Below are 22,895 nucleotides of genomic sequence, written 5' to 3' on the forward strand. Positions count from 1 at the left end.
ACAGTACATATCCCGGTTAAAGAAAGAAGGGAGACCGATGATTCAAATTGATCCGCGCAGTTCAACCGCGATTTATGAGCAAATCATACAGCAAATGAAAGAGCTTTGTTTAAAGGGAGTATTAAAGCACGGAGAAAAGCTGCCGTCTGTCAGAGAGCTCTCAACGATGATTATTGCAAATCCAAATACAGTCAGCAAAGCCTATAAAGAATTAGAACGGGAAGGCATTATTGAAACATTGAGGGGCAGAGGAACGTTTGTATCGGAGAATGCCCAAATAACATTGGATCAGGGGAAGATGGAGATGATTAAAGAACAGTTGAAACCGCTCATTGTAGATGCTGTTTATGCAGGTGTAGACATTGAAATTATCCATAAATGGATTGAGGAAATCAGCGGGGAAATGAGAGGTGGAAGAAATGATTGAGCTGAAGAATCTTTCGAAAACGCTTGATGGAGAAAAAGTTCTTGATTCCATCTCCCTGAAGCTTGACAGAGGAGAAATCTTTGGAATACTTGGCCGGAACGGTTCGGGAAAAACCACGATTTTACGTTTAATTCAGCAGATTATTTTGCCGGATGAAGGAGAGGTTTTGTTTGAGGGCGTCTCCATTATAGAAAATCCTCTTGTTAAACGGAAGGTGATTTACGTGTCTGTTCAGAATCCTTTTTATGACAGATACACATACAGAGAACTAGTACGTATTCTTAAGCCGCTTTATCCAGATTTTGATGTGACTTACTCAAATGAATTAATCAACAGATACGGAATACCGGAAACAAAAAAATATCGTGAATTATCAACTGGTTTGAAAAAACAGCTGTCCCTGATCCTTGCATTTGCCACCCGCCCTGCAGTGATTCTGCTTGATGAGCCTACAGATGGCATTGATGCTGTCACCCGTCATGACCTCCTTCAGCTGATGATCGACGAGGTCGCAGAAAGAGAAACAGCGATTCTCATCACATCACATCGCTTAGAAGATATTGAGCGAATCTGCAGCCGGATCGGTTTTTTGGAGGGAGAATCGCTTACAAATGTGATGGATATGGACTCTGTAAAAGAAGATTACATGAAAATTCAGGCCGTATTCGAAGAAGATGTTCATCTTATAATCAGAGAGCGAAATATCTCCATTTTGGATTACGCAGGTGTATTCTATACACTTCTATTAAAATGTGATGACAAAGAGAACCAGGATTGGCTGAAATCGTTAAGGCCGAAAGTGTGGAATCAGCTCCCGGTTAATTTAGAAGAAGTATTTATCGCTAAGTTTGGAGGGAAGCGAAGATGGTAGGAGGAGGTCTTTTTGAAAAAGAGTTTAAGCAAGTAAGATCGCTGTTTCTCTTATTATTAATATTTAACTCGTTTGCAGGGCCATTTGCAGTTTGGTCCCAGTATTCAAGTCATATGGAATTTGTAAAAAATAACCCCGGTTACACGCCAGAGCCGTTTGTTTTTCAATTTGGTGCAGATCCGCTTCTTTTCATCAGCTCATTGTTTGTCTTTTTTATTGCTATTAACCAAATGGGAACGGAACGGGCAAAGGGAATCATGGATTTTACTCTAGCCCTGCCATATACGAGATCACAAATATTCTTCGTAAAATGGATTTTAGCTTTTGGAATAATCTTATTTTCAACCCTCATTTCGTTAATTCTATCAGGCAGCTACATTGAATGGCATAATATTGCTGTATCTCAGCCGCTGTTCAATTATTATTTTATCTACTTTTCATCCCTTACAATGTTTTATACGCTAACCTTGTCTGCCGGAGCACTTACCGGAACTCCGTTTGCGCAGGGGCTTACAGCAATCAGTGCTTCAGTTCTGCCGCTGCTGTTTACACTTGTCATTACAAAGAATGTACAAGCATTCAGCAATGAGACTTATGTGGAAATGGAAAAGTGGTATGATGCAGGGTATTTACTTACTCCGGCTTTTCAATTTTTCGTAGGAACGATTTTTTTTCAGGATAACCCTTACGAATACAGATACTATTTCTTGATTCCTTTCGGTATGGCCATTCTTTTCTATCTCATTGGCCATTTTTCATTCATCAAGCATCCAAATGAGCGAAACGGCAATTTCTTTTTATGGAATCGGCTGAATTTACCGGTTCAAATGATTGTCATTCTGCTGGGTGTCCTGGGTTTCAGTTCAATCGGTTATGGCTCCAGCGGAAATTTCTCAGGCTATATAATTGGAGCTTTAATCGGTGCAGTCATAAGTATTTTACTCGGCTATTATTTAATCTATAGAAAATCAAAGCAGTCATAGGAGAGGGAACGAATGATTAAGGCAGAACATTTAAATCACTCCTTTAAGGTTGGGAAAAAAGGCAGTGAAAAAGAAATTCCTGTATTGAAAGATATATCGCTGGAAGTGAAAAAAGGGGAAATTGCATCGATTGTCGGCAGAAGCGGTTCCGGAAAATCGACCTTGCTGAACTTGATTTCAGGCTATATCCCTCCCACATCAGGAAAGATTATTGTCGGCGGGGCGGAGGTTACTGAATTTAATGAAAAAGAGTGGGCGGAATTTCGTTTGAATACATTCGGGTTTATCTTTCAAAGCTTTCAGCTGATACCAAGCCTGACTACATTTGAAAATATTGAACTTCCTTTAACTCTGAAAGGGATTCCATCATCAGAACGGAAAACACTCGTTACTGAAATGCTGTACCGAATCGGATTGCAAAATCACTCCACCCATTATCCGAATGAGCTTTCCGGAGGGCAGCAGCAGCGTGTCGGAATTGGACGAGCCCTGATTACTAATCCGGAAATTATCCTTGCTGATGAGCCTACAGGAAGCCTGGATTCTGAAACAGAGAAAGAGATTCTTGATTTGATAAAAGAATTGAACACTGAAAAGGGAATCACCTTCTTCATTATTACTCATGATGAAGAGGTCGCAGAATACAGTGACCGCAAGTTTGTCCTACAAGATGGCGTGTTAAAGGAAAGAGGCGTTCCTGTTGAAAGTTAAAGATCAGCTTAACCTGGTGAAACGCAATATGAAAAAAAATCGGATGCGGGTATTCATGACCGTTCTTGCTACAACGATAGGCTGCGCCTTTTTAATTGTCCTCGCATCTGTTGGATTCGGCATGCAAAAAAGCATGCAGGAGGAGTTATTAAGCACACAGAAGCTAAATGAAATTCAAATCAGCGGAAAAGAAACAGACGGTCAAGTTGAACAAGCACCAAAAGAGCAGATTAAGGAGCTTGAAAATACCGAACATGTGGCAGCAGTCGTAAGAAGATCAGGAGTATCCCAGACTGCCCAAACAGAAGTCAAACTTTCGGATAGGACGTCTGCCTTTGCGGGTCCCGTTCTTACGAATATAGATCAGGAGCTGAAGGGAAATACGAAACTTGTGTCTGGAAATGCTCCCAAAAGCGATAGAGAAATCATTGTAGGCTATCATTTTGGAAAATCCCTTTTAACGGAAGCTGAGAGAAAGCAACTGGAAAAAAGAAATGAGAATCCCGAGTTGAAACAAGAAGCACCAGAAGGATTTAAAGGTGACCTCATTGGAAAAGAGATTGTGTTTTCGATGACAGAACAAGTAAAAGATAAATCGGAAACAAAAAGCTGGACGTTTAAAATAGCAGGCGTAGCTGAAGCGCCTGCAAGAGATTTTATGAAGGACTCCAATATTTACATCAGCGAAAAGTGGAAAAGCGAGATGAGGGCTTTTGCTGAAAAAGCAGATGGAGCAGAGGAATTTGAAGAACCAGAGTATTCGGAGATATATGTTTACACAACAGGTATTGAGCAAGTAAAAGAAGTGACAGACGGTTTAAAAGAAAAAGGCTATCTTGTGTATTCCGTCACGGAAGAACTCGATAACCTCAACTTATTCTTTAATGCGTTTAAAGCCGGGCTGATATTTATCGGAACAGTAGCCGTTCTTATCGCCTCAATCGGAATTTTTAATACGATGACAATGGCGGTGACAGAACGAACGCAGGAAATCGGAATCATGAAAGCCATTGGCGCGCAGCCGGGAATGATAAGAAGAATTTTTCTGCTTGAAAGTGCATTTATCGGCATACTTGGCGCCTTGCTTGGTGTCGCGATTGCGTACGTAATCAGTTTTGCTGCCAACTACGCAATCCCTCGCATCCTGGAGGCAGTCTCGGAAGGAAGCATGGAGGGAGTGGATTTCACTTTCTCTTCTATTCCGCTTAGCCTTGTGCTGATTGCAAGCGGCATCAGCGTGGGAGTCGCGGTTATCTCAGGCTTGAGGCCTGCGGTGAAAGCAACTAAAATTAATGTGCTTTCAGCGTTGAGACGTGAACTATAGGAAGAAGCAGGCAGAATTTGCCTGCTTTTTTTTGGAGAGGAGGATTTAGATGAAGAAGTGGGTACAAAATTTGCTGATTGCGTTTATCTTAATGCTCTTATTTATTTTGCCTATTAAAAATGTGTTCATCAGCGGAATGAAAATCTCCGTTCAAAATTTGACTGGAGAAGAAATCAGCGGTTTGGAAATCACTTATTATTATAATGAGAAAAAGATACGCATACCGGCATTGAAACCGAATGAGGAGCATAAGATTACGATTTTTCCTGATGAGGATTTCAATGAAAGCTCCATGCAGCTTGTTTACACAGATCAAAACGGTAAGCTGAGACAGGAAATGATATTCGGATACTTTGAAAAAGGGTAAAAGGGTTCTGCAAAAATCACCGCAAAATCAGCAGACAGCCAAGGTGTTATTACATTCAAGGTGGAAGAAAAATTGTATAGCTTTTGAAGGATTAAAGGGGGGTGCAGCCGAACCTAATAAGAGAATAAAGTGGCAGCACATCTATTATGCTGAACAATAAAACATGAAGTTTTAGCGGATAGTAGAAAAAAGCGGATAAGTAAACAAAGCAACGGATATATCAAAAAAAGCAAAAACTAAATAAAGTCCTAAAACGGCTGAAAAAAGCTGGAATTCCGCTGTAAAAAAGGTCCTTTTTAGCTAGTGAATTAACGATATCGGCTAAATGCGAACCTTCAGAACAGCTGTCTGTTGGTGTTCCGGATTTCTTTATTGCAATCTCTATAAAAAAGGACTACAATCTTCAGGTGGATTAGAAAAAGACGCGAAGGCATAGCGATGCTTTCGTGCTTTTTTGTGAGTTTTTTGAAGGAGGTTTTATCATGCCGCGTTCTTTATGGCTATTAATTATTGGCATGCTGGTCAATGTAACGGGATCATCGTTTCTATGGCCATTAAATACGATTTACATACATGATCATCTTGGCAAATCATTAACCGTTGCCGGAGTGGTTCTGATGTTAAACTCGGCTGCGAGTGTGGCAGGAAATTTGATTGGCGGTGTTTTATTTGACCGCTACGGCGGGTACCGTTCAATCTTAAGCGGAATTATTCTTACGTTTGCTGCTATTTCAGGTCTTGTGTTTTTTCATGGATGGCCTTCATATATCTTATTTTTGACGCTGGTAGGTTTTGGATCAGGAATCGTATTTCCGTCTATGTATGCACTGGCGGGAACGGTTTGGCCAGAGGGCGGAAGGAAGGCTTTTAATGCCATCTATGTCTCTCAAAATGCAGGTGTCGCTGTCGGAGCAGCTCTTGGAGGATTAATTGCGGGGTATTCATTTCAATATATCTTTATTGCCAATGCAGCCTTGTATGCTGTTTTTTTCTTTGTTGCATTCTTCGGATATCGAAATATAGCAGCGCGTCCAGCTGTACAAACGTCCATTTTGCAGCAGTCATCCAAAGTAAAAAACAATGATAAATTTACCGCACTTTGCATTCTTTGCTCAGGCTATTTGCTGTGCTGGGTCGCATACGTTCAGTGGCAATCCACCATTGCTGCACATACTCAGGAACTTGGCATCCCTCTTACCCAATACAGCTTAATATGGACTGTAAATGGTGCATTAATCGTGTTTGCCCAGCCTTTAGTGAATACCTTTGTTAAGTATTTTGCTGAATCCATAAAAAAACAGATGATGATAGGATTCGTCATTTTTATCGTTTCCTTTGCAGTGGTTTCATTTGCCGAAGAGTTCACCGGATTTATGGCTGCGATGATTATTTTGACTGTTGGTGAAATGCTTGTGTGGCCAGCAGTTCCAACGATAGCGAATGACCTTGCGCCTAAAGGAAGGGAAGGTTTTTATCAGGGATTCGTCAACAGTACGGCCACAGGCGGAAGAATGATTGGTCCGCTGCTTGGCGGTGTGCTGGTAGATCTGAACGGAATGAACATGCTTTTCATAGTATTAATTGGCTTGCTGGTTCTTGCAATGTTTACAACATCAATCTATGACAAAAAATTAAAGAATCAAAAACTGGGAGAAGCTGTTCTGACCTCCTAACATAACCAAAGGTGAAGCGGGAGTGAATTCTCGCTTTTTTTCGGTGTGAGTTCCAATTGACCCGGTTATGCCATCATTCTTTTTTTATCATCATTCAATAGAATTATGCCCAAACAAAATCAGAGTTTACTAAAAGAAGCTGATAAATTTTCATTGCTGAAAAAATGCGGCGAGTGTCTGAAAATGCTGATTATGCTCTGGTTTTGGAGGGTCAGAAGCTTATAGATTTACATATTTGCCGTTTGAAAATTCAGGCAGCTGCACGGTGCCGTAATGAATGGTACTTATCACATAGGTGAAAAACCGAAAAAACGTTCGGTCTAGTGAAAAAGTACGATAAATAGTTTCCTGAAAATTCCTTCTATTTAATCAAGCTTGTTTAACCTCTTTTCACATATAATGGAAGTAAAACAAGCTTCTATATTTTCATAAACCTGTACAAGCAAAGAGAAGCTTAAATATCTTGTACCTGAAGTCACGTGCCGAAATTATTACGGCTTTAGGAAGGTGATCTTATGCTGCAGACAGTAGTTGTGGCGTCATTGATTGGGGGGTTAATGGGTTTACTTGGACATGTCAAAAAGAAAGGAAGGATCGAAAAACCAAGAATGACTAAACGATTTATCTACTTAGGATTCTGGGAAGATATCGCAATGGGGATAACAGCTTCTATCCTGCTTGTTTTATCGACAGAACCCTCATCCTCATTTCAGCTTGTCGTGCTTTCTATTATCGCTGGTTACAGCGGGGAAGCGGTATTAAGGAGTTTTGACTTTGTCAGACAGCAGCAGGACAACACAGTGCAGCCAGAAAAAGACAATGAGCGTCAAGCAAAATAATCTCCTGATGACAGCAAACTCACTTCTTAATCTCTCAAAACCTAACACTTCTCATTTCGCAGAAAATGAACATATCTGCCGCCCATCATCCGATTTCCGCTTTTTCTTCATTTAACAACTTGCATCACAGAAACAATTTCTATAAAATACAATATATAAAGGTATACAATATGAACGGTGATAAGGAATAGTAACAGACTTTAGATGCTCAGAGAATTGACGGAAGGTGCGAGTCAATCATCCATTGCCTGTGAACTCACCTTTGAGTTACAGACGTGAACTGCAGAACTCCTGCACAGTAATGCCTGTCGTGATCCACGTTACGGATGCTTAAGTGAGTGCCTGATTGTTGGCGCTAAATTGGGTGGTACCGCGGGAAATGAAACCTCTCGTCCCTTATTGGGATGAGAGGTTTTTTCTATTGTGCGGTTTAATCTGGGGGACAGCCGTTCAGACTGAATACTAAAAGCGAAGAGCAACGCACCAATTTGAGGAGGATTTATATGAGTTTTAAGCACGAGAAAGTTGAGAAAAAATGGCAGAATTACTGGCTTGAAAATAAAACATTTAAAACAACAGAGGACAAAGGTAAACCGAAATTTTACGCCCTTGATATGTTTCCATATCCATCAGGTGCAGGTTTGCACGTTGGCCACCCTGAAGGCTTCACGGCAACTGATATTTTGTCCCGTGTTAAACGGATGCAGGGGTTCAATGTTCTTCATCCGATGGGCTGGGATGCATTCGGTCTTCCAGCTGAGCAGTACGCACTCGACACAGGTAATGATCCTGCTGAATTTACAGCAAAAAATATTGATACGTTCCGCCGTCAAATTCAGAGCCTTGGCTTTTCATATGACTGGGACCGTGAAATCAATACAACAGACCCTGAGTATTACAAATGGACACAATGGATCTTCCTTCAATTATATAAAAAAGGTTTGGCATACGTAGATGAAGTGGCAGTAAACTGGTGTCCTGCACTTGGAACAGTTTTGGCAAACGAAGAAATTATTGATGGCAAAAGTGAACGCGGGGGACACCCAGTTGAGCGCCGCCCAATGAAGCAATGGATGCTTAAAATTACAGCTTATGCTGACAGATTAATTGAAGACTTAGAAGAAGTGGATTGGCCTGAGAGCATTAAAGAAATGCAGCGCAATTGGATCGGCCGCTCAGAAGGTGCCCACGTTCATTTTGGCATTGACGGTCATGATCAAACGTTTACTGTCTTCACTACTCGTCCTGATACGCTGTTTGGAGCTACTTATGCAGTTCTTGCACCTGAGCATGCACTTGTTAAAGACATTACAACTGCAGATCAAAAAGAAGCGGTTGCTGCTTATATCGATAAAATGAAAAGCAAAAGTGATCTTGAAAGAACAGATTTAGCTAAAGAAAAAACGGGTGTATTCACAGGAGCCTATGCGATAAATCCTGTAAATGGCGAGAGAATGCCAATCTGGATTGCGGATTATGTTTTAGTCAGCTATGGAACAGGAGCCATTATGGCAGTACCCGCTCATGATGAGAGAGATTTTGAGTTTGCAAAAACATTCGGCCTTCCTATTAAAGAAGTAGTAGAAGGCGGAGATGTTGAGAAAGAAGCTTACACTGGCGAAGGACTTCATGTAAACTCTGATTTCCTGAATGGCTTGAATAAACAAGACGGCATAGAAAACATGATTAATTGGCTTGAAACAAATCAAAAAGGCGAAAAGAAAATTACGTACCGTCTTCGCGACTGGTTATTCTCCCGTCAGCGCTACTGGGGAGAGCCGATTCCGATTATTCATTGGGAAGACGGCACAATGACTGCCGTGCCTGAAGATCAGCTTCCGTTAACATTGCCGAAAACAACAGAAATCCGCCCTTCCGGTACAGGCGAGTCGCCGCTTGCCGTCATTGAAGAATGGGTGAATGTGACAGATCCTCAAACAGGCAAAAAAGGAAGACGTGAAACAAATACAATGCCGCAATGGGCCGGCAGCTGCTGGTACTATTTGCGCTACATTGATCCAAAGAATGCTGACCATCTTGCTGATCCTGAAAAAATAAAAGAATGGCTTCCTGTTGATACGTATATCGGCGGAGCCGAGCATGCTGTTCTTCACTTGCTGTACGCAAGATTCTGGCATAAGGTTTTATATGATCTTGGAATTGTGCCGACAAAAGAGCCATTCCAAAAATTGTTTAACCAGGGAATGATTCTTGGCGAAAACAATGAAAAAATGAGTAAATCTAAAGGAAACGTTGTAAATCCGGATGACATTGTAGCAAGTCACGGGGCGGATACTTTACGTTTATACGAAATGTTCATGGGACCGCTTGAAGCCTCTATAGCTTGGTCTGAAAAAGGATTAGACGGAGCACGCCGTTTCTTGGATCGTGTATGGCGTTTATTTATTGAAGACAACGGGACATTAAGTCCAAAAATAACAGATGAAATGTCAGACAGCTTAGAGCGTGTCTATCATCAAACGGTTAAAAAAGCAACAGAAGACTACGAAGGCTTGCGCTTCAACACAGCCATTTCTCAATTAATGGTTTTCATCAATGATGCATACAAAGCAACTGTGCTTCCAAAAGCCTACATGGAAGGGTTTGTGAAATTATTGTCTCCGGTTGCTCCGCATCTTGCTGAGGAATTATGGGAAAAGCTTGGACATGAAGGTACGATTTCTTATGAAACATGGCCGGCATATGACGAAGGCAAATTAGTTGAAGACGAAGTGGAAATTGTCGTTCAGGTTAACGGCAAAGTAAAAGCAAAATTAAATGTTCCAAAAGATGCAACACGCGAAGAAATGCAGGAAATTGCCCTGTCAGATGACGCTGTTAAGGAACAAATGGACGGAAAAACAGTCCGCAAAATTATTGCGGTGCCAGGAAAGCTGGTAAACATTGTAGCGAACTAATAAGAAAAGAGGAACCGACTGTTCAGCTCCGACAGGCAGATAAGAATTCGCCGGAAAAGTCCGGGTTTGACTTTTTCGGCGAATTTGTTCTGACCTAGGAGTTAGGAGGTGGAGCTGACAATAAGAAGAGCAGAAGAAGGTGCTGATAAAGCTCCTCTTCTTTTTCTGTTCTCCTGCATAAATGCTTAAACTGGTATGGTCCCAGTCTGCTTTGGTATAATAAACTCATCTGCTGGTGAAAGGGTGTAATCTAAATGAATGAAATTACGACAGAAGAATTACATAAGAAACTTAAAAGCGGCGAAACATTAAATCTTGTAGATGTTCGCGAGGATGACGAAGTAGAAGAAGGCATGATACCTGAAGCGAAACATATTAAAATGGGAGATATCCCTGAAAAACTGGATGCTTTTGATAAAGATAAAGAATATATCATCATCTGCCGCTCAGGCGGACGCAGCGGAAATGTCTGCGCGTACATGGAGGATAAAGGCTATAATGTAACAAATATGGCTGGCGGCATGCTTGACTGGAAAGGTGATACAAAACGCAAAAGTGAATTAGCTTAAGGTGCAGGTCCCTGCTTAAGTGCAGGGATTTTTTTTTGAAGTTAAGGCATTTTGTGAGCGCAAGAAATGGATTTATTATTTAGAGTAAGCGCTGGATAATTAGATACCAGGTTCTGAAAATCATATTTGCTGATAGTTAAAGGGCTTCAGTGGATAGTGTGCCACTTGCCGAAATGAAGCTGAAACGCTAGCTCTTGATAACCTGACCATTTTAACGGAGTTACATCTTGATGATTCAGAATGTTTTCAAAAGCTTACAGGGGCGGTTCGATCCGGTGCTGAAGGAGAGCAGCCGCGGGGCTGCTTTTTTATTGTAATTTTACCTTTTGAATCCGAATTAGGTTTTCGCCCTTTTAGTACAAAAGATCAAAAACACAATATTGAATTTTATGAGTACATTTTTGATTGGAATCCTTCCATCATCGTTTCAAAGGCTTACGGACTTATATCCACCTCACACTAAATAAAAGATTTTGCAGGAGTACTCTCAGATAGAAATTTTATAATCGGTTACCTCAATTTCTAAATATAAATAAAAAAACCATGTAAGGTTTTCTTACAAAAATATACACTTATTGATATTTTAGGTATAAGTTATATTTATCAAAACAAAGAAAGTGAAAAATAAATAAAGAATCAATAAAAAGCGCCAAGGGATCTTTTCTACTTGATAAAAAGCACCTTGATTACAAGGTGATCAGATCAAAAGATTTTTTCCATCATATTGGTTAATGTCCAAGCTGCAGTGGTCTAACAGAATAGTCATCGTTTTGATCTCTAAATATTTAATGTCTGTAAAGAATGAAATATGAACCTTTAATGAAAACGCTGTCATAATCTTAAGCCTCTCAAAATACAATAAAATAAGGAGGGATGTGATATGTCTGAATATCACAAGCTTGAAGTAACGGAACGGGTGCTTGCAAGGCTCCATGGGGATTTCATGGAATTGTACATTGGGAAGGAATATATCGGAAAGCTTGTCATAACTTCTGAGGGACGGGAATATGAATTAGAAAACGGATTTGTTGTGGAAGGGGACAGGTTTTACCGGATTTATGAACGGAATTGTGAGCTTCAGCAGCAATATGCAGAAGGGTATGATATGGGATGGTGTTAAATGTACAAGGTAGCCGTTTTTGATAAGGAGCATGAAAAAGATCTGGAACGTGAAATCAACCACTTTTTAAAATCCATTTCAGACGAACAGCTTGTGGATATAAAGTACAACGTGGCAGCTGCCTGCAATGAAGATGGCGAGCAGCTTTATTGTTTTACAGCGCTAGTCTTATACAGAACCTAAAAAAAGGAAGCAGCTACAAGATAGCAGCTTCCTTTACATATTCTGCGGCATTTTTGCCTGCGAGTCTGCCTGTTACAAGCGCAGATGTAATGTTGTACCCTCCGGTATATCCATGAATATCAAGAATCTCTCCGCAAAAGTAGAGACCGTTCATCAATTTGGAAGCCATTTGTTTAGGGTGTATTTCTTTTACGGATACACCTCCGCCTGTTACAAATGCTTTGTCAATGGACAGTGTTCCATGCACATTGAACTGAAACTGCTTGCAGTCTCCGACAAATCCGCGCAATTTCTCCATAGATAAGTTCGCATATGTCACCTGCTGGTCAATTCCGTTCCGCTCTAATAAAAAGTGAAGATATCGTTCAGACAGAAATCCTTTTAATACATTTTTAACGGCCTTTTTAGGTTCTTCTTTAAGCAGCTTAACCATTTGCTGGAATAATTCCTCTGCATTTTGATCAGGAAAAGAATCGATGCTCATTGGAATGGAAGTTGTTTTGAACTTTTTCATTGCTTTTACAACATACTGACTGCAGCGCAGGACAGCAGGGCCTGATATGCCGAAGTGGGTGAAAATCATGTCCATTTGGTGAGTCTTTATGACTTTTCCTTTTGGATTCAGGACACTTAATGCAACATTCCTGAGCGACAGACCCTGCAATGTTTTTTCCTGAATGAATGGTTCATTTGAAGTAATCGGAACTTCTGTAGGAAAGAGCTCTGTAATGGTATGGCCGGCTTTTTCAGCCCAAGCATAGCCGTCACCAGTGCTTCCTGTGTGGGGAACGCTTTTACCGCCGACTGCAATTACCACAGCATTTGTGCTGATGTATTCTCCGTTCTTTAAAAGAACTCCCGCGGCTTTGCCTTCTATATAATCTACGGTTTCAACAGGTTCATTTGTCCTTATTGTCACATGGAGTTTTTTCAGCTGATTCAGTAAAGCATCTACAACAGACTGAGCCTTATCTGATACAGGGAACATCCTTCCGTGATCTTCTTCTTTCAGCTGTATGCCAAGTTTTTCAAAAAAGCGAATGATATCTTCATTGCTGAATTCTGAAAAAGCGCTATATAAAAATCGTCCATTTCCCGGGATATGCTTTACAATTTCATCGATCGGCAGACGGTTCGTTACATTGCAGCGGCCGCCGCCGGAAATCGCGAGTTTTCTGCCGAGTTTATTTCCTTTATCAAGCAGGAGTACATTTGCTCCTTGTTCTCCGGCAGCAATTGCTGCCATCAAACCAGAAGGGCCGCCTCCGATAATAACCACATCATACTTCATTTGCTCACAACCTTTTCTTTCAGGAAACCTGATTTCCTATCCTATTATAGCTGAAACTGGAAAAAATCAAAATACGGCCGTTTTATTATCGGATAAGCTGTGTACAAACATTATTGTTATGGGTGTTTATTGTGTTAAAATAGAAAAGTTGAATCTTCAGAGAGAAATTGGTGATTTCATAAATGTCGAATAAATTGTTAAGAGGGACGTTAGTATTAACGCTCGGCACATATATTTCTAGAATATTAGGGATGATTTATGTCATTCCATTCTTTGCCCTGATCGGTGAAGACGGGGGAGCACTTTATCAGTATGGATATGCCCAATATGCGGTATTTCTGGGGATTGCCACAATGGGGTTTCCTCAGGCGGTTTCAAAATTTGTATCAAAATATAATTCCATCGGTGATTATGCAACGAGCAGGAAAATGTTCAGAGTCGGTATATCCGTCATGTTTGGAACTGGTGTTATAGCGTTTGCCATTCTTTATTTCTTGGCTCCTTTTTTTGCTGAAAGTGCATTGGGACAAAAAGAACTTGGAAATACTACGGTTGATGACGCGGTTTTAGTTATTCGGATGGTCAGTCTTGCTTTGATTGTTGTTCCAATCATGAGCTTAATACGCGGTTTTTTCCAGGGCCATCAGTCAATGGGGCCTACTGCTGTTTCTCAGGTGATTGAACAAATAGTCAGAATTGCTTTTTTGCTGATAGCCGCTTATCTCGTACTGAAGGTTTTTAATGGAACTCTTGTAACGGCAGTAGGGTATGCAACGTTTGCCGCCTTTGTCGGGGCAATAGGAGGATTGCTTGTCCTATTCATTTACTGGCAAAGACGAAAGCATACGCTTGAAGCTATGAGAGAGAATCTGGTGCCTGTCAGTGACATTACAACAGGCGGAATGTTCAAAGAGCTTTTCTCGTATGCAGGTCCATTCGTATTCGTTGGATTAGCCATTCCATTATACAGTTATGTAGACACAAATACTTTTAATAGAGCCATGACATCTGCCGGTTTTGCAGATATTTCGGCGAATATCTTCTCAATTGTCACGTTATATCTGCCAAAGCTTGTCATGATTCCAGTATCACTGGCAACAGCGTTTGGTTTAACACTTGTACCTACTATTACTAGATCATTCGTAGATAAAAACATGCCGTTGTTGAACCGGCAGATCGATCAGGCATTTCAGATTATCATTTTCTTAGTATTGCCTGCTGTTGTAGGACTGGCAGTGCTTGCAGAACCTGCATATATGCTCTTTTACAACGATAACCCTGCAGGTGCAGAGCTGTTAAGATGGTTTGCGCCAGTAGCAATTCTATTTTCATTCTTCACGGTAACTGCAGCTGTTTTACAAGGGATCAACAAACAAAAGCTTGCTGTTATCTCACTTGCCTTTGGATTAATCATTAAAATGGCTGTTAACGCGCCTTTGATTGTGATGTTTCAGGGACTAGGCTCGATCATGGCCACTGCGCTTGGCTTTGGAGCTTCAATCATTTACAGCTTTGCCATGATTCACCGTCATGCCAAGTATTCCTTCAGGCTTCTATTTAAAAGAACCGTTTTTATTGGAATACTGACAGCTTTTATGGCAATGATCGTTTCTGTGTCGCAGTCCGTGTTGTCTATTTTTATTGATTATTCAGATGGGAAGATCCCGTCAACGATTATCTTAATCATATCGATAGGTCTTGGAGCAGGTGCTTATTTATACATTGCCTACCGGTCTCATTTGCTTGAAAAGCTGTTCGGAAATCGTTTTTCATTTTTAAATCGAAAGAGGAAGGCTGCTGAATAAGAGCCTTCCTTTTTAATAGGTCAGGAGCAGATTATTTATGAGAATAGATAAATTATTATCAAACATTGGCTATGGCAGCCGAAAAGAAGTAAAACAGCTTTTAAAGACAGGTGCCGTAAAAGCGGATGGAATCACTATTAAAGATGCCAAGACACATGTTGATCCTGCTGAACCAAGGATAACCGTGCATGGGGAGACGGTTGATTATAAGGAGCATATTTATTTAATGCTGAATAAACCAGGGGGCTATCTCTCGGCCACAGAGGATTCTGTGCAGGAAACCGTTATTGACTTGCTGGAAATGGAAGACGCCGTTTACAAGCCGTTTCCTGTTGGGCGTCTTGATAAAGATTCAGAGGGACTTCTGCTGCTTACAAATGATGGACAGCTGTCACATCAGCTGCTGTCTCCTAAAAAGCATGTACCGAAAACGTATTATGCAACAATCCTTGGAAAAGTAACTGAGGAGGACGCTGCGGCTTTTAAAAAAGGTGTAGAGCTTGATGATGGATATGTTACAAAGCCGGCATCTCTTGTGATTCTTTCTGCAGACGAGCAGTCGGAAATTCACATTACCATCACAGAAGGCAAGTTTCATCAGGTGAAACGAATGTTTGAGGCTGTCGGAAAAAAAGTAACCTATTTAAAAAGAATCAGCATGGGCCCGCTATTGCTTGATGAAAGCCTGGAGTTAGGCGAGTACCGCGAGCTTACAGAAGAAGAAGTGGAAGGATTGCAGAATGCTAAAGCGGTTGAATTATAAAAATACATTCCGATAACTTTAAATCAGCAGAAAAAAAACCAGCCATCTTATTTTGGCTGGTTTTCTTATGTATACAAAACGTTTCGGTTTTTCATTGTTCAGTCTCTTTTTAAGAAGACATTTTTCTAACCTTCTTTTGTGTAATTGTCCATTTGCCTCTGCTTGGGCTTCGAACCAGGTCATTATACGCCAACACATTTAAATCTCTTTGAATGGTTCGTGGTGTAATACCAAATTCGTCGACAAGCTGCTGAGTTGTCACAGTACCTCTTTCATGGATAAACATGTAGACAGATTTGATACGAGTTAGCATACGGTTTGTTGAAGGTTTCAAAAAACCACTCCTTATCATTTGATCGTACGGCATAGCCTACTACAACCTACGATGTCCCCTACTGCAGATGTTACTGTTCTTATTTATCTAATGAACGCTACAACAATATTTTACACGATTTCGACAGCTTCATACTAGTAAAATGCTCGAATTAACAAAAATTTTACATAGTTTTAATCTAATTACATAAAGTTAAAACTTATATATCATATTTTACTATATGTAGTTAATTCTGAATAGTATGACATTTTTGTGTTTTTATATGAAAAAGAATCCATCTTTAGTATGGATGCTTTTAAGTATTTTATGAAATAATTTTCCAACCGTTAAAAAAATCCTTTATCTGCCGAAAATTTTAAAAATTCGGCTGTATCAATTCATTTTTTGACTGATAAAATTGCTGTTTCTGATTGGGGCTCGGAAGAAAAATCAAATTTTTTATTCAGTCAAAACCCCAAATTGAAAAAACCCCAAAAGTTCACGACTTTTGGGGAGCTTTTTCACTTCCTGCGCAAAAACCTATTAATGACCGCCCAGGAAAACCAGCTGTATAAAGAATAAAACAGCGAAAATGTAAACAAACAGATGAACTTCTTTCCACTTCCCTTTTGCAATTTTCATAAGAGGGTATGAAATGAATCCAAGTGCAATGCCCGTTGCAATGCTTGATGTAAGAGGCATGCTGATAATGACAAGAAACGCAGGGAATGCTTCATCAATTTCATTCCAGTTGATTTTTGCAATGTTGCCCATCATTAAGCTTCCGACAATAATTAATGCAGGAGCCGTGATGGCAGCAATTCCAGAGACAGCGCCGACAAGAGGGCTGAAGAAAGCTGTTAAACCAAATAGTACAGCGACAGTTAAAGTCGTAAGTCCAGTACGTCCTCCTGCAGCAACCCCCGCAGAAGATTCAATGTAAGCCGTTGTAGGACTTGTTCCGAACATCGCCCCAACTGTTGTTGCAGCAGAATCAGCCAAAAGGGCTTTGCGGGCGTTTGGCAGTTCATTGCCTTTCATTAGACCTGCTTGCTGAGCTACCCCAATCATTGTTCCAGTTGTATCAAAGATAGTAACAAGCAGGAAAGAGAATACAACGGCATAAAGACCATGCTGAATCACTTGCCCGATTGCTTCAACAGGATTTAAGATGATAAATCCTTCCGGCAGGCTCGGCATGGAAACGAATCCTTCTTTGAAAGAAAGTTCCCCAGTAAAGAAAGCAATAATACCAGTAATGATCATCCCGAAAAAGAGGGCACCATGTACATTTAAGCTCATTAATACAAGCGTAACAGCAAGTCCAACAAGTGCGAGGATGACAGGAGGAGAAGTTAAATCTCCAAGCGTTACAAGGTTTTCCGGATGATCCGTAACAATTCCAGTTAAACGCAGGCCGATAAAAGCTATAAAAAGACCGATTCCTGCTGTAATGCCATATTTTAAATTAGCCGGAATCGCTTCAATCAATTTTTTGCGGAACGGAGTTAAAGATAAGATCAGAAAAAGAATACCCGCTACAAATACGGATGCAAATGCAATCTGATAACTGACTTGGTGACCGCCGACAACGGAATAAGCAAAATATGCATTCAATCCCATACCAGGAGCAATTGCAATTGGATAGTTCGCTGCAAGTGCCATCCACAATGTACCGACAATAGCGGCGATAATTGTTGCTGTAAACACCTGATCAAAAGGAACACCTGCGTCTGCAAGGATAATAGGATTTACGACAACAATGTAAACCATAGTTAAAAACGTTGTAAGTCCTGCCAGCGTTTCTGTTCGCATAGTCGTTTGATTTTCTTTTAGTTTAAACATGAGAGCCTCCAATTAACGAACATTTTTACAAAACATTTATAATAATATTCGTTTTTCAGGTAAAATGCAAGGGGTATTCATTTTGTATTCATTTTAGTTTCTCCTGTCCAAGCTTTCTTATGTCCGCATCCTTTGGTATCTTACTAGGTAAGGACATATTGAAATAAATATGAAAAGGGGTTTAAAGATGGATTGGATGCAGGAAGTTTTAAGCAGGAAAGAAGATTTCATTAAAGACACTCAAGAATTTTTGCGCATTAAAAGCTTGCTTGATAAAAAAACAGTCAAAGCAGGCTCTCCATTTGGAAAAGGAATTAATGAAGCTCTGACTCACATGCTTGAAAAGGGAGAAAAAGACGGATTTATTTCAAAAAATCTCGAGGGCTATGCCGGTCATCTGGAAATGGGACAAGGGGAAGATATCGTTGGAATTCTGTGTCACGTTGATGTTGTGCCGGAGGGTGACGGCTGGAGCAGTGATCCTTTTGGGGCGGAAATAAGAGACGGAAAAATCTTTGCACGCGGAGCCATTGATGATAAGGGTCCTACAATGGCGGCATATTATGCAATGAAAATCGTAAAAGACCTCGGATTGCCATTGAACAAAAGAGTCCGCATGATTCTTGGAACAGATGAAGAAAGTGACTGGGGATGTGTGGATCACTATTTTAAACATGAAGAAATGCCTGCACTCGGCTTTGCACCTGATGCAGATTTTCCGATTATCAATGCTGAAAAAGGAATCATCGATGCAAAGCTTACATATTTCTTTGATAAAGCACTAAGCAGCAAAAGCGGGACAAAACTGCTTTCTTTTCAATCAGGAAGGCGCTTCAACATGGTTCCTGATCATTCTGAAGCTCTAATTCAGTCTGATGATGCACAGGGGCTTACAGAAAAATATAACAAATATTTAAACCAATATGATCTAACAGGCAGTGTTTCTGAAGAAAATGGAGTGCTGACACTTAAAGCTGAGGGTGTTTCGGCACATGGAAGTTTGCCGCACACAGGCAAGAATGCCGGTCTGCTCCTTTCCCTTTTCCTTGCAGATGAAGAATTGGATCATAACGGGAAACGATTTATCAGACAGATTGTTGCCTTCTTCAGCAATGACACGAGCGGTGAGAAACTTGGCATTCAATGTGAAGATGAAGTGAGCGGCCCGCTTACAGTGAACCTTGGCATTATTTCTTATGATAGTGAAAAATCAGGAGAGCTAGGTGTAAATATCCGCTACCCTGTAACTGGTGATGTTGAGCGGATTTCCGAAGGATTGAAATCCATCACCGAATTTCAGTTAGCTTCTCTAAGTGATTCAAAGCCTCATTATGTTGATGCAGAGCATGAATTAATTCAAACACTAAAAAAAGTGTATGAAGAACAAACAGGTGATCGTGCTGAATTAATTGCTATAGGCGGCGGAACCTATGCACGTTCTCTGAAGGCTGGTGTGGCGTTTGGCCCGATGTTCCCCGGAAGACCTGATGTTGCTCATCAAAAAGATGAATATGTCATCATTGACGATTTGCTTAAAGCTACCGCTATTTATGCACAAGCCATTTATGAATTGGCAAAATAATGTTAACGAATTCCGCCTGTTGTGGTAGGATGAATGAAGAAGCTTTTTGGCCGCTCTCTGTTACCGGAGGGCGGTTTTTCTGGGAGTTTTGCTTTTTAGAAAGGCAGTTCCCTGAATCTCAATTTCGTATCTAAAAAGGGTTATGTGTTCTTCTCTGGTTTTAAATTTGAAAGTTAGAAAAGAACCTTAAAGAAAGAAGGCTGCTGTTTTGGAATATTCATTGCAAAGAGAGCATCGTACAACTAGAGTTCACTTTTATTCTTTTTATTTTTTAGTTTTTTTTGCTTTCGGTTCGCTATTTCCGCTGCTTCCTGTGTATCTTAAAGACAGTATCGGGCTTTCTGGAAGTCAAATAGGTATGATCATGAGCATCAGTCCGGTTGTAATGATTTTGATTCAGCCTCTGTGGGGGATTTTGAGTGACATGACACAAAAACCGACTGTTTTATTAACGATTGCGCTGACGCTTGCAGGGATTTTTGGACTTGTTTTTTCAATGATAGATACATATATTTGGCTGATTGCCATTGCTTCGCTCCTTGCGATTGTACAGAGTGCGCTCATTCCATTATCAGACAGCATCTCAATGAATTACGTTCAAAAAACAAAAACAGAGTACGGTTCGATCCGTCTGTGGGGTGCGGTTGGATTTGCGGTCGCCGTTATGGCTGTAGGACAGCTTTCAGAGCTTTTTTCATTAAGTATGATTTTCTATGCGTTTGCCCTTATTTTATTTATTGCGGTGTTTTTCGCCTATCAGCTTCCGAATGAAACGAAAACAATGCAAATCAGCATCAGGGAAGGAATAAAAGAGCTTGCTAATGTCCCAAGGTATTTCTTGTTTTTATTTGTTGCTTTTCTGGTGCTGGGACCAATCTTAGCAAACAATATTTATTTTGGAATTTTTGTGGCAGAGCTTGGCGGGGGACTGACAGGGATAGGCATAGCCTTTCTTCTTGCAGCAGGCAGTGAGGCGCCTTTTATGAAATTTGCAAGCAGCTGGATCAGCAGACTTGGGATGATGAATATTCTTATGATGGCAACTTTTATTTCCAGCCTGAGATGGTTTCTGTACTTCTTTGAGCCTCCGCTTGAAGTGGTTTATGTTACGACCATCGCTCAAGGATTGTCTGTAGGCCTGTTTATTCCGGCAGCCCTTCAATATGTTAGAGAGCTCGCGCCGATTTCTGTAGGGGCAACAGCCATTTCCCTCTATTCATCAGTAGGGAATGGTCTCGGAAACTGGTTCTGCACATTTTTCGGTGGTTTAATCTTAGAAGGTTTTTCTATCCTTTATGTCTATTTGTTTTTTGGTATTCTTTCAACGGTCGCCTTAGCTGTATTAGCGATTATGAATATAAGAATGAGAAAAGCTGCTCCGGAATAAGTGCCGGGCAGCTCTTTCTGTTGCTTAGTAAATTATAAAAGTCAAACGGTTGTGGATACTGAAATAAAGGAATTTACGTCCAGCTCCGGCTCCTAGATCCTCGGTCAGAACGAATCTGCCTGTCGGAGCGGGCCTTGGCGCCTGAGCTTTTGTTCTTAATCCTGGAGAAATAAATCACTTGATAAATAGCGCTCACCTGTGTCGCAGGCGATGCACACGACAACATCATCAGGAGTCAGACGTTTTGCTACTTCCAGTGCAGCAAAGCAGGCAGCACCAGATGATGGGCCGACTAATATGCCTTCTTCGGCAGCAAGACGGCGGGTAATGTCGTAAGCTTGTTCGTCTTTGATTTTGAATATTTCATTATAAACGTTCTGATTCAGAATGTCAGGTATGAATCCGGGACTTGTACCTACAAGCTTATGCTTGCCTGGCTTACCCCCAGACAGGACAGGAGATCCTGCAGGCTCAACAACGTGAACCGTTAAATCAGGATAATGCTCTTTCAGCCTTTCGCCAGTTCCTGTAATCGTTCCGCCTGTACCGGCAGTTGCCACAAATGCAGACAGTTTTTTGCCAAGCCCGTCCATTGCAGAAATGATTTCAATGGCGGTTGATTTGCGGTGTGCATCTGAGTTTGCTTCATTATCAAACTGCATAGGAACAAAGCTGTCCGGGATTTCTTTTGCAAGTTCATTCGCTTTATTGATGGCACCAGTCATTTTCTCATCGCCAGGAGTCAGCACAACTTTAGCGCCATATGCTTTCAATAGATTGATTCGTTCCTGTGTCATCGTGTCAGGCATAACAAGTATGGCTTTATAGCCTCTTGCAGCAGCGTTCATTGCAAGCCCAATGCCAGTATTGCCTGAAGTCGGCTCAATAATGGTGGAATTCTTATTTAAAAGGCCCTGTTTTTCAGCCTCTAGGATCATATTTAATGCAGCTCTGTCCTTTACACTTCCGCTTGGATTGAAAAATTCAAGCTTCAAATAGACGTCCGCTCCGTTTTCAGGATTCAGCCGATTTAATTTTACCAAGGGAGTATCGCCAATTAAATCTGCTATATTTTCAACTACACGCATTTATCTCAGCTCCTTTATTTGATATGATAGCATATTTTTTTTCGGCAGCCATCCAATGCACTTGATTATATTCTTGCCTGTACCTTTGATAAGATGAAAACGAAAGGGATTTTTCTCGTTTGTGGATAAACTATAAAAAAGCTGAAAGATGTTTTATTTCGGCAGAAAAAAATCAAATGTTGGCTGCATGGCATTATGATCAATTGCATACCATACAGCCTTCAATGCGAATAAGGAGACTGACATGACAGCTTTGAAACACTTTTTTATAGGTATATCACTTCCTGAAGAATTGGCAAAATCCATTTATAATCAAGCGTCTTCTTTAAGGGAAGAAAAACATTTTAAATCTTGGGTGCATCCGCTTGATTATCATCTTACTCTGGCATTTTTAGGACATCCGCAATCAGAAAATCAATTAGAGCAGGTGAAACATGATCTTGAGAAGACCCTTGTAAATAATCATGCCTTCCAATTGCAGACAACCACATTCAAGACTTTCGGGAGACCGCAGTCACCAAGGATTTTCTGGCTGGGAACAGAGGATTCAGAAAAGCTTGCAGCGCTCAGGAGCCAGGTTTATCAGATTTGCAAACATGCTGATTTCAAACTGGATGAGCGCCCGTTTACTCCGCATGTTACCGTCGCAAAGAATTGGATCTCAGAAGAAAATTTCTTAAATCAGCGGATAGCTTCACCTGAACAAATGAGCTTTACCGTGACTAGTGTGGATCTCTTTGAGACAAAGCTTGATAAAAATCCTAAATACCATTCCATACACAACGTGATGCTGCGCTGAAAAAGATTTGCCTGTCATCCTGTGTAACAACAAATGC

The 22,895-nt window shown here is 40.7% G+C and carries 21 protein-coding genes and 1 other annotated feature; of the genes, 17 read left to right on the forward strand and 4 right to left on the reverse strand.

Features of this window, described 5'->3' with window-relative positions:
• The first annotated feature begins 37 nt into the window (after window positions 1–37).
• From QFZ72_RS07625 to QFZ72_RS07680, 12 genes are all read left to right on the forward strand, one after another.
• On the forward strand, window positions 38–427 hold the full coding sequence (locus QFZ72_RS07625) for a GntR family transcriptional regulator (RefSeq protein ID WP_307431444.1): 390 nt from the start codon (window positions 38–40) through the stop codon (window positions 425–427).
• Window positions 420–1,298, forward strand: coding sequence for an ABC transporter ATP-binding protein (locus QFZ72_RS07630; protein ID WP_307431447.1), 879 nt, complete (start codon window positions 420–422; stop codon window positions 1,296–1,298). The genes QFZ72_RS07625 and QFZ72_RS07630 overlap by 8 nt, the downstream gene beginning before the upstream one ends.
• On the forward strand, window positions 1,292–2,281 hold the full coding sequence (locus QFZ72_RS07635; RefSeq protein ID WP_307431450.1) for a hypothetical protein: 990 nt from the start codon (window positions 1,292–1,294) through the stop codon (window positions 2,279–2,281). Before QFZ72_RS07630 ends, QFZ72_RS07635 begins: the two co-directional genes overlap by 7 nt.
• A gap of 12 nt (window positions 2,282–2,293) precedes the next feature.
• Window positions 2,294–2,992 (forward strand): ABC transporter ATP-binding protein, encoded by a 699-nt coding sequence (locus QFZ72_RS07640; RefSeq protein WP_307431452.1) that lies wholly within the window; start codon window positions 2,294–2,296, stop codon window positions 2,990–2,992.
• On the forward strand, window positions 2,982–4,316 hold the full coding sequence (locus QFZ72_RS07645) for an ABC transporter permease (RefSeq protein ID WP_307431454.1): 1,335 nt from the start codon (window positions 2,982–2,984) through the stop codon (window positions 4,314–4,316). The genes QFZ72_RS07640 and QFZ72_RS07645 overlap by 11 nt, the downstream gene beginning before the upstream one ends.
• Window positions 4,317–4,365: 49 nt before the next feature.
• A complete protein-coding gene (locus QFZ72_RS07650) occupies window positions 4,366–4,683 on the forward strand; it encodes a hypothetical protein (protein ID WP_307431458.1) in 318 nt (105 codons plus the stop codon).
• Between the two features lie 482 nt (window positions 4,684–5,165).
• Entirely contained in the window at window positions 5,166–6,356 is a 1,191-nt protein-coding gene (locus tag QFZ72_RS07655) for an MDR family MFS transporter (RefSeq protein ID WP_307431461.1), read from the forward strand.
• A gap of 515 nt (window positions 6,357–6,871) precedes the next feature.
• Window positions 6,872–7,195, forward strand: a complete 324-nt coding sequence (locus QFZ72_RS07660) for a DUF4257 domain-containing protein (protein WP_223437388.1) — start codon at window positions 6,872–6,874, stop codon at window positions 7,193–7,195.
• A gap of 168 nt (window positions 7,196–7,363) precedes the next feature.
• Window positions 7,364–7,595, forward strand: a binding site (T-box leader).
• Between the two features lie 103 nt (window positions 7,596–7,698).
• Window positions 7,699–10,113: a leucine--tRNA ligase gene (leuS, locus tag QFZ72_RS07665; protein WP_307431463.1), complete on the forward strand. Its 2,415-nt coding sequence runs from the start codon at window positions 7,699–7,701 to the stop codon at window positions 10,111–10,113.
• 254 nt (window positions 10,114–10,367) lie between these two features.
• Window positions 10,368–10,682, forward strand: a complete 315-nt coding sequence (locus QFZ72_RS07670) for a rhodanese-like domain-containing protein (RefSeq protein ID WP_307431466.1) — start codon at window positions 10,368–10,370, stop codon at window positions 10,680–10,682.
• Between the two features lie 880 nt (window positions 10,683–11,562).
• The gene (locus QFZ72_RS07675) at window positions 11,563–11,802 is read left to right on the forward strand and encodes a DUF2553 family protein (RefSeq protein WP_307431469.1); all 240 of its coding nucleotides are present in this window, start codon (window positions 11,563–11,565) and stop codon (window positions 11,800–11,802) included.
• Window positions 11,803–11,985 (forward strand): sporulation protein Cse60, encoded by a 183-nt coding sequence (locus QFZ72_RS07680; RefSeq protein ID WP_307431472.1) that lies wholly within the window; start codon window positions 11,803–11,805, stop codon window positions 11,983–11,985.
• A 13-nt stretch (window positions 11,986–11,998) separates the two neighbouring features.
• Here QFZ72_RS07680 and QFZ72_RS07685 read toward each other — a convergent pair whose 3' ends face one another.
• A complete protein-coding gene (locus QFZ72_RS07685) occupies window positions 11,999–13,276 on the reverse strand; it encodes a BaiN/RdsA family NAD(P)/FAD-dependent oxidoreductase (protein ID WP_307431473.1) in 1,278 nt (425 codons plus the stop codon).
• 182 nt (window positions 13,277–13,458) lie between these two features.
• On the opposite strand from QFZ72_RS07685, the gene QFZ72_RS07690 reads away from it, so the two are divergent.
• Window positions 13,459–15,081, forward strand: a complete 1,623-nt coding sequence (locus tag QFZ72_RS07690) for a putative polysaccharide biosynthesis protein (protein WP_307431474.1) — start codon at window positions 13,459–13,461, stop codon at window positions 15,079–15,081.
• A gap of 37 nt (window positions 15,082–15,118) precedes the next feature.
• Entirely contained in the window at window positions 15,119–15,844 is a 726-nt protein-coding gene (locus tag QFZ72_RS07695) for a pseudouridine synthase (RefSeq protein ID WP_307431475.1), read from the forward strand.
• Between the two features lie 109 nt (window positions 15,845–15,953).
• Here QFZ72_RS07695 and QFZ72_RS07700 read toward each other — a convergent pair whose 3' ends face one another.
• Together QFZ72_RS07700 and QFZ72_RS07705 are read right to left on the reverse strand one after the other, a co-directional pair.
• Window positions 15,954–16,178, reverse strand: coding sequence for a DeoR family transcriptional regulator (locus QFZ72_RS07700; RefSeq protein WP_029278908.1), 225 nt, complete (start codon window positions 16,176–16,178; stop codon window positions 15,954–15,956).
• Between the two features lie 522 nt (window positions 16,179–16,700).
• A complete protein-coding gene (locus tag QFZ72_RS07705) occupies window positions 16,701–18,002 on the reverse strand; it encodes an NCS2 family permease (RefSeq protein ID WP_307431477.1) in 1,302 nt (433 codons plus the stop codon).
• A gap of 187 nt (window positions 18,003–18,189) precedes the next feature.
• Between QFZ72_RS07705 and pepV the strand changes: the two genes are divergently transcribed.
• Window positions 18,190–19,584 (forward strand): dipeptidase PepV, encoded by a 1,395-nt coding sequence (gene pepV, locus QFZ72_RS07710; RefSeq protein WP_307431479.1) that lies wholly within the window; start codon window positions 18,190–18,192, stop codon window positions 19,582–19,584.
• A 208-nt stretch (window positions 19,585–19,792) separates the two neighbouring features.
• Complete coding sequence (locus QFZ72_RS07715) at window positions 19,793–20,971, forward strand: MFS transporter (RefSeq protein WP_307431483.1); 1,179 nt, start codon at window positions 19,793–19,795, stop codon at window positions 20,969–20,971.
• Window positions 20,972–21,126: 155 nt separating this feature from the next.
• On the opposite strand, the gene cysK is transcribed toward QFZ72_RS07715, so the two are convergent.
• Window positions 21,127–22,059 carry a cysteine synthase A gene (gene cysK, locus QFZ72_RS07720; protein WP_307431486.1) on the reverse strand — a complete coding sequence of 311 codons (933 nt, stop codon included), beginning with the start codon at window positions 22,057–22,059 and terminating at the stop codon, window positions 21,127–21,129.
• A gap of 244 nt (window positions 22,060–22,303) precedes the next feature.
• On the opposite strand from cysK, the gene thpR reads away from it, so the two are divergent.
• On the forward strand, window positions 22,304–22,858 hold the full coding sequence (gene thpR, locus QFZ72_RS07725; protein ID WP_307431489.1) for an RNA 2',3'-cyclic phosphodiesterase: 555 nt from the start codon (window positions 22,304–22,306) through the stop codon (window positions 22,856–22,858).
• Window positions 22,859–22,895: the final 37 nt, after the last annotated feature.

It is taken from the genome of Bacillus sp. V2I10 (assembly GCF_030817055.1).
Classification (GTDB): domain Bacteria; phylum Bacillota; class Bacilli; order Bacillales; family Bacillaceae; genus Bacillus_P.

Excerpts from the sequence above, each read along its gene's own strand:
- QFZ72_RS07695 (WP_307431475.1), top strand. The coding sequence starts at position 15,119 with ATGAGAATAGATAAATTATTATCAAACATTGGCTATGGCAGCCGAAAA.
- QFZ72_RS07630 (WP_307431447.1), top strand. The coding sequence starts at position 420 with ATGATTGAGCTGAAGAATCTTTCGAAAACGCTTGATGGAGAAAAAGTT.
- QFZ72_RS07660 (WP_223437388.1), top strand. The coding sequence starts at position 6,872 with ATGCTGCAGACAGTAGTTGTGGCGTCATTGATTGGGGGGTTAATGGGT.
- QFZ72_RS07680 (WP_307431472.1), top strand. The coding sequence starts at position 11,803 with ATGTACAAGGTAGCCGTTTTTGATAAGGAGCATGAAAAAGATCTGGAA.
- pepV (WP_307431479.1), top strand. The coding sequence starts at position 18,190 with ATGGATTGGATGCAGGAAGTTTTAAGCAGGAAAGAAGATTTCATTAAA.
- QFZ72_RS07670 (WP_307431466.1), top strand. The coding sequence starts at position 10,368 with ATGAATGAAATTACGACAGAAGAATTACATAAGAAACTTAAAAGCGGC.
- leuS (WP_307431463.1), top strand. The coding sequence starts at position 7,699 with ATGAGTTTTAAGCACGAGAAAGTTGAGAAAAAATGGCAGAATTACTGG.
- QFZ72_RS07685 (WP_307431473.1), bottom strand. The coding sequence starts at position 13,276 with ATGAAGTATGATGTGGTTATTATCGGAGGCGGCCCTTCTGGTTTGATG.
- QFZ72_RS07625 (WP_307431444.1), top strand. The coding sequence starts at position 38 with ATGATTCAAATTGATCCGCGCAGTTCAACCGCGATTTATGAGCAAATC.
- QFZ72_RS07655 (WP_307431461.1), top strand. The coding sequence starts at position 5,166 with ATGCCGCGTTCTTTATGGCTATTAATTATTGGCATGCTGGTCAATGTA.
- QFZ72_RS07705 (WP_307431477.1), bottom strand. The coding sequence starts at position 18,002 with ATGTTTAAACTAAAAGAAAATCAAACGACTATGCGAACAGAAACGCTG.
- QFZ72_RS07675 (WP_307431469.1), top strand. The coding sequence starts at position 11,563 with ATGTCTGAATATCACAAGCTTGAAGTAACGGAACGGGTGCTTGCAAGG.
- thpR (WP_307431489.1), top strand. The coding sequence starts at position 22,304 with ATGACAGCTTTGAAACACTTTTTTATAGGTATATCACTTCCTGAAGAA.
- QFZ72_RS07640 (WP_307431452.1), top strand. The coding sequence starts at position 2,294 with ATGATTAAGGCAGAACATTTAAATCACTCCTTTAAGGTTGGGAAAAAA.
- QFZ72_RS07635 (WP_307431450.1), top strand. The coding sequence starts at position 1,292 with ATGGTAGGAGGAGGTCTTTTTGAAAAAGAGTTTAAGCAAGTAAGATCG.
- QFZ72_RS07650 (WP_307431458.1), top strand. The coding sequence starts at position 4,366 with ATGAAGAAGTGGGTACAAAATTTGCTGATTGCGTTTATCTTAATGCTC.
- cysK (WP_307431486.1), bottom strand. The coding sequence starts at position 22,059 with ATGCGTGTAGTTGAAAATATAGCAGATTTAATTGGCGATACTCCCTTG.
- QFZ72_RS07690 (WP_307431474.1), top strand. The coding sequence starts at position 13,459 with ATGTCGAATAAATTGTTAAGAGGGACGTTAGTATTAACGCTCGGCACA.